Here is a 5,819-nt window from a genome sequence, read left to right on the forward strand (position 1 = left end):
TGCTGCAGCAGGGCGGCCGGAGCTTCGGCGGGGTGGGCGGCGGTCCGTTCGGCGACCCGCTCGGACAGGGGGTAGAACCGCCGCTCGGCGTCGCGGGCCTCGATCACACCGTCGGTGTAGATCAGCAGCCGGTCGCCGGGCCGGAACGGGAACTCCTCCACCACGTACGGCGCCGCGACCAGTTCGCCGAGGCCCAGCGGCGGCGAGGTGCGGCGGGGCTCCAGCGCGGTGACCCGGTCGCCGTGCAGGAGCAGCGGCGGGGGGTGGCCGCAGTCGACCAGGCGGACCACCGCGCCGTCGTCGGGGACGTCCAGGACGACGGCGGTGATGAACGACTCGCCGCTGTCGTCCGCCGCGGTGTCGGTCGGCCCGGTGGTGGTCGGCCCGCTGGCGGACTGCCCGGTGACGGCCGGCCCGGTGCCGGTCCGCCGGGTACCGGGCGGACCGGCGCGGCGGAACGCGCGCAGGCGCGGCCGGTCGCGGAGGCCGTCCTCCCGCTGCGCGCGCTGCTGCTCGGCGAGCTGGGCGAGGTCCCAGGCGATGCTGCCGTCCAGGTGGCCGACCAGGCCGGGCAGGTCCGGGTACAGGTGCGCGGCCGCCCGGAAGGCGCCCAGCAGCAGGGCCGCGTCGCCGAGCGAGGACAGGCCCTTGCCCCGGACGTCGCCGACCAGCAGCCGGGTGCCGGTGGCGGTGCGGGCCGCCGCGTAGAGGTCGCCGCCGACCTGGGCCTCGGCCTCGGCGGCGAGGTAGAAGGAGGCGAGGTGCAGCGGCCCGGTCCGCTCGGGCAGTGGGCGCAGCAGGACCCGCTGGGCGGCCTCGGAGACGGAGCGGACCTGTGCCAGCTCGCGTTCGTGCCGGTCGCGCAGCACCCGCAGGGCGACGATCAGCGCCGACACGGCGAGCAGGGCGCCGAGCTGGGTCTCGTGGTTGGCCGTGGTGACACCGTCGCGCAGGATGCCGATGACGGTGAGCGCGGCGAGCGAGAGCAGGGCGACCACGGTGGTGGCCCGGGCACCGGCCAGGGACGCGGTGAGCGCGGGGGCGACGATCAGCAGCGGGCCCAGGTGGATGTCCGGTGGGGCGACCACGTCCACCACCGTGATCACCACGATCAGGGCGAGCGGTACGGCCGTCAGCGCTCGGCGGTCGGGCGCCCAGGACCGGCGGCGGTCGTGAGGGCGCCGGTCGTCGGGGTGCCGGTGGTCGGGGTGCCGCGCGCGCGGGTGCCGTGCGCCGGGGCGCGACTGGTCGGGACGCCGTCCGCCGGGACGCCGCTCGTGGGAAGGCTGCCGGAGTGGCACCTCTCCTCTGTACACCGTCCGGGTGGTCCGCCGCACCCCGAGCCGGTGCCGTCGGCGCTCGACGGTGCGGCCGGGCCGGGTCAGTCCTCGGAGCCGTAGCGGGCCAGGTAGTCGGCGAACCGGGCGACGTCCTCGTCCGACCAGCCGGTGAAGCGGGCCGAGAAGGAGAGCCGCCGCTGCTCGTTGGCCTCGCGCAGCAGGGTGAGTCCGGCCTCGGTGGCCAGCAGGATCTGGCCGCGCTGGTCCTCCGGGTCGGTCTCGCGGCGCAGCAGTCCGAGCTTCTCCAGTGCGGTGACCTGGCGGCTGACCGTGGACTTGTCGAGCATGAAGTGCGCGGCGACGTCGGCGGCCCGGCAGCCGCCGCGCTCGGTGATGAGGTCCAGGATGCTGTAGGTGACCAGGGAGAGGTCGGGGTGCAGCTGGGAGGCCTTGTGCCGGGCACGGCGGGCGAAGGCGGTCAGTTCGCGCTGGATGGTCGCGATCGACGTCTCGCGGTCGGGCACGGGACCTGCCTCCTCGGGGCCGGGGGATCTGCCGCTCGGGCAATTTGTTGCATTATACAACGGTTTTGGGTGTGCTCGAAGCTCCCGGCGGACGCTCCGCGGCACCGGGCCGACCCGCCTGCCAGGCGCGCGCCGCCGCGATCCGGCGGGTGGCGCTCGGATGGGTCGCGAACAGTAGCTCAAGCACCCGCGGCGGGTCGACATCGGACACATTGGTCACCGCGAGTCTGCGCTGCATCGCGACGAACTGCTCCGCGTCCCCCGTGAGTTCGAGCGCGTGCCGGTCCGCCCTGGCCTCCACCCGGCGGCTCACCGCGCACTGCACCGGGCCGGACAGCGCGCCCAGCAGCGCCGCGCCCGCCGCCAGCAGCGGCAGCGACCGGGGATCGGCCGCGTCCGCCGCGCCGGCCGCCGACAGCAGCGCGTCCCAGCCGGACGCCAGGCCCAGCAGCACCACCACGACGGCCGCGCCGACCGCGCCCAGCACCGTCCCGGTCAGGACGTCCCGGTGCTTGACGTGCCCCAGCTCGTGCGCCACCACCAGCTCCACCTCGCGCGGATCGGCGGTGGTCAGCAGCGTGTCGTAGGCGACGATCCGCCGGGTCGCCCCCAGGCCCGAGACGTACGCGTTCAGCGCCGTGGTCCGGCGCGAGGCGTCCGCTACCAGGACGTCCCGCACCCGGACGCCGTCCCGCGCGGCCAGGCCGAGCAGCGCCTCGCGCTGCGGGCCCGGGGCCATCGGCGTGAAGCGGTTGAACACCGGCTCGACGAGGAGCGGGTAGAGGAAGGAGAGCGCGGCGGTCAGCAGCGCGGCCGCGCCCGCCGCCGGGAGCCACCAGCGCTCCGGCGAGCGGCCGGTGAGCGCGTACAGGCCGAGGACCACCGGCAGGGCGAGCGCCAGGGTGAGGGCGAGTCCGCGCAGCGCGTCCACCGCCCAGCCGGCCCAGCCCTGGGTGACCAGGCCGAACCGGGCCCGGACCGACCGGGCGCCCGCCCCGAACGGCAGCTGCGCCGCCCGGCCGACCAGCACCAGGGCGGCCGTTCCGGCGAGCACCTCCGCCGTCCGGGAGCCGCCGAACCAGCCGCCGACCGTCGACACCAGGCCGGCGCCGGCCGGGGTCAGCCCGAGCGCGAGGGTCAGCGCCAGGCCGGTGGCCCGCGCGCCGAGTGCCCAGGGCAGCTGGGCGCGGCGCAGCGCACGGCCCCGGGCTCGCTCGGCGGGGGTGAAGTCGGAGGCCCGGCCGTCGCCGGGGCGGCCCGGCGGTGGGCCGACAGAATCTGTCATCTGTTGTCCGTCGTCCGAAGTCCGTCAGTCGTCAGTCGTCAGTCATTGAGCGTCGGCCGTCGGCCGACGGGGGCGTTCGTGGACCGTCGTCCCCCGGCAGCCAGCATGTCACTCCTCGGCGGTCCCGGTGGCGTGCCGGGTGCCCGCACGGAGCAACTGGTGGCCGAGATCGATCAGCGCCCGGCCGACCGCGAACTCGTCGCCCACCGCGGGCGCCGGGTCGTCGAGCGGATTGCGGCGGGCGTACGCGTCGCTGTGCAGCACCGCGCCGTCGGCGTCCAGCACGGCGTGCACCCGGGTGGTGTCGCGCTCCTCGACCAGGTGCAGGCTCAGCTGCCAGTCCTTGGTGGTGCGGACGGGGGGCTCCACGCCGCCGCCCTCCGCCCCGGCAGCGGCGGTGAGGGGCCGGGACGGCGCGGCGCTGGTCCCGTCCGCGCGGACGATCACCACCGGGCACGACCCGTGCGCCGCGCACCGGGTGCTCACCGACCCCAGCAGCGTCCGGGCGAAGGTCCCGCGACCGCGACTGCCCAGCACCAGCAGGTCCGCGCCCTCCGCCAGCTCCAGCAGCACCTCGGCCGGATGCCCGAGCAGCAGGCTCTCCCGCACCGGCACCGGCCGTTCCCGGCCGATCACCTCGTCCACCTCGGCGGTCAGGGTGCGCATGGCCGTCCGCTCGAAGTCGTCGTCCGGCAGCGGTACCAGCCACCCGTGGAACGAGGGGGGCTCCCACGCGGCCACCGCGTGCACCGTCGCCCCGGTCAGCGCCGCCTGCCCGACCGCCCAGCGCAGCGCCGCCCTGGACGGCGCCGAACCGTCGATCCCGACCACGATCCGCCGCCCGGCGTCCGTGCTCCCGTTGTCAGCCATGACCCACCACCTGCCGTCCGGTCCCCGAGCCTCGCCTGCCGTCCCCCGCACCTCCGAGTACCACCGCCGCACCTCCGGTCCCGGCGGCTTCCGCGGTGCTTCCGGGTGCCTCCGTACCTCCACGCTGCCACGTACCTCCACGCTGCCACTCCGCGCGCCACCCGGCGGCCCGGCGCGGACTGTGGCCGCGGCGCGGAGGCGGCGTGGGGGAGTGGCGTAGGCTGACCGCTTCCGGAACGACCCTTGGGGGAATACACATGCGCCGTGCCGCGGCCGCCGTCGCACTGCTGCTCGGGCTGATACCCGTGGCCGCCTGCGGACCGGACGACCCCGACCCGGCCGCCGTCAAGGCCTCCCGCTCCGCCAAGGCCGCCGCCGACGCCGCTGCCGCGAAGCCCTCGCCGAACGCCGCCGACGGGTCCGGCGCCCCTGGGGACCAGACCTCCGCCGACGGCGCGGCGCCCCGCCCGGACGGCAGCATCACGGTGGCGTTCGCCGGGGACGTCCACTTCGAGGGCCGCACCGAGGGCCGGCTCTCCGTGCAGCCGCCCGAGACGGCGCTCGGACCGATCGCCAAGAGCCTCGCCGCCGCCGACCTCTCCGTGCTCAACCTGGAGACCGCGATCACCGAACGCGGCGCGCCCGAGCCGAAGACCTACACCTTCCGCACCTCGCCGAAGGCGCTCACGGCGCTCAAGGACTCCGGCGTCGATGTCGTCTCGCTCGCCAACAACCACGCCGTCGACTTCGGCGCCGACGGTCTCGCCGACACCCTCGCGGCCAAGGCCTCCTCGCCGCTCCCGATCGTCGGCTTCGGCCGCAACTCCCAGGAGGCGTACGCCCCGTACGTCACCACCGTGCGCGGGGTGAAGGTCGCGGTGGTCGCCGCCAGCCAGGTCGAGGACCTCACCAACCAGAAGTGGCGCGCCGGGGCGAACAAGCCCGGCATCGCCTCGGCGCTGGACCAGGCCGCGGTCGTCAAGGCGGTCGAGGAGGCGAAGAAGCAGGCGCCGGTGGTGCTGGTCTACCTGCACTGGGGCGAGGAGGGCAAGGCCTGTCCGACCGGCGCCCAGACCGGCATCGCCAAGAGGCTCGCCGCCGCGGGCGCGACCGCCGTGGTCGGCACGCACGCGCACACCATGGTCGGCTCGGGCATGCTCGGCTCCACCTACATCGGGTACGGCTTCGGCAACTTCCTCTGGTACGGCACCTCCAACTACGCCAACTCCAACGAGACCGGCGTCACCACCCTGACCCTGGGCCCGGACGGCAAGGTGCTCGGCGAGGCGTTCGCGCCGGCGACCATCGACGACAAGGGCGTGCCGGTGCCGCAGGCCGGCGCCGCCGCCACCGCCGCGCTCAAGCGCCGGGAGGGGCTCCGGGGCTGCACCAACCTCGCCCCTGCCCCGGGGGCCGCGGCCGGGCCCGCGTCCGCGCCTGCGTCTCCGTCCACGTCCCCGCCCGCGTCCGCGCGCACGACCGGGCCGGCTGCGCGGAGTGCCGCGCCCGCCCCGACCGCCTCGCGCTGAGCGCCGACGGGGCGGCAGTGACGCAGCGGCAGTGAGGGAGCGGCAGTGACCGAGTGGACGGTGCACGGGCGGCGCCAGGTGTACGGCTCGCCCTGGGTGGAACTCTGGCTGGACGATGTCGACATCCCCGGCGTCGGCCGGGTCGACCACCATGTGCTGCGCATGCCCAAGGAGTGCGCCGTCGCCGTGGTGACCGACGCCGAGGGCCGTTACCTCATGCTCCACCGGCACCGCTTCATCACCGGCCGCTGGGCCTGGGAACTGCCCGCCGGCTGGGTCGAACCCGGCGAGGCGCCGGCCGCGGCCGCCGCGCGCGAGGTCGAGGAGGAGA

The 5,819-nt window shown here is 76.0% G+C and carries 6 protein-coding genes; 2 read left to right on the forward strand and 4 right to left on the reverse strand.

Translation table 11 applies throughout. The features are described from left to right. The 4 genes from VR45_RS38345 to VR45_RS50910 all read right to left on the reverse strand — a co-directional run. The coding region (locus VR45_RS38345; protein WP_045944582.1) for a PP2C family protein-serine/threonine phosphatase at positions 1-1,136 on the reverse strand (1,136 nt) is incomplete at its 3' end. 245 nt (positions 1,137-1,381) lie between these two features. Beyond that, positions 1,382-1,804, reverse strand: coding sequence for a MarR family transcriptional regulator (locus VR45_RS38350; protein WP_045944579.1), 423 nt, complete (start codon positions 1,802-1,804; stop codon positions 1,382-1,384). A 52-nt stretch (positions 1,805-1,856) separates the two neighbouring features. Then, on the reverse strand, positions 1,857-3,089 hold the full coding sequence (locus VR45_RS38355; protein ID WP_045944580.1) for a M48 family metalloprotease: 1,233 nt from the start codon (positions 3,087-3,089) through the stop codon (positions 1,857-1,859). 108 nt (positions 3,090-3,197) lie between these two features. Beyond that, positions 3,198-3,959, reverse strand: coding sequence for a universal stress protein (locus tag VR45_RS50910; protein ID WP_063772621.1), 762 nt, complete (start codon positions 3,957-3,959; stop codon positions 3,198-3,200). 257 nt (positions 3,960-4,216) lie between these two features. Between VR45_RS50910 and VR45_RS38365 the strand changes: the two genes are divergently transcribed. Next, positions 4,217-5,488, forward strand: a complete 1,272-nt coding sequence (locus VR45_RS38365; protein WP_063772622.1) for a CapA family protein — start codon at positions 4,217-4,219, stop codon at positions 5,486-5,488. A gap of 45 nt (positions 5,489-5,533) precedes the next feature. Beyond that, positions 5,534-5,819: NUDIX domain-containing protein (locus VR45_RS38370; RefSeq protein ID WP_045944581.1), on the forward strand; the 286-nt coding region annotated here is incomplete at its 3' end.

Source organism: Streptomyces sp. NRRL S-495 (assembly GCF_000966955.1).
Taxonomy (GTDB): domain Bacteria; phylum Actinomycetota; class Actinomycetes; order Streptomycetales; family Streptomycetaceae; genus Kitasatospora; species Kitasatospora purpeofusca.

What these genes read in the sequence shown, in the direction of transcription:
- VR45_RS38355 (WP_045944580.1), bottom strand. Translation starts at nt 3,089, where the DNA reads ATGACAGATTCTGTCGGCCCACCGCCGGGCCGCCCCGGCGACGGCCGG.
- VR45_RS50910 (WP_063772621.1), bottom strand. Translation starts at nt 3,959, where the DNA reads ATGGCTGACAACGGGAGCACGGACGCCGGGCGGCGGATCGTGGTCGGG.
- VR45_RS38365 (WP_063772622.1), top strand. Translation starts at nt 4,217, where the DNA reads ATGCGCCGTGCCGCGGCCGCCGTCGCACTGCTGCTCGGGCTGATACCC.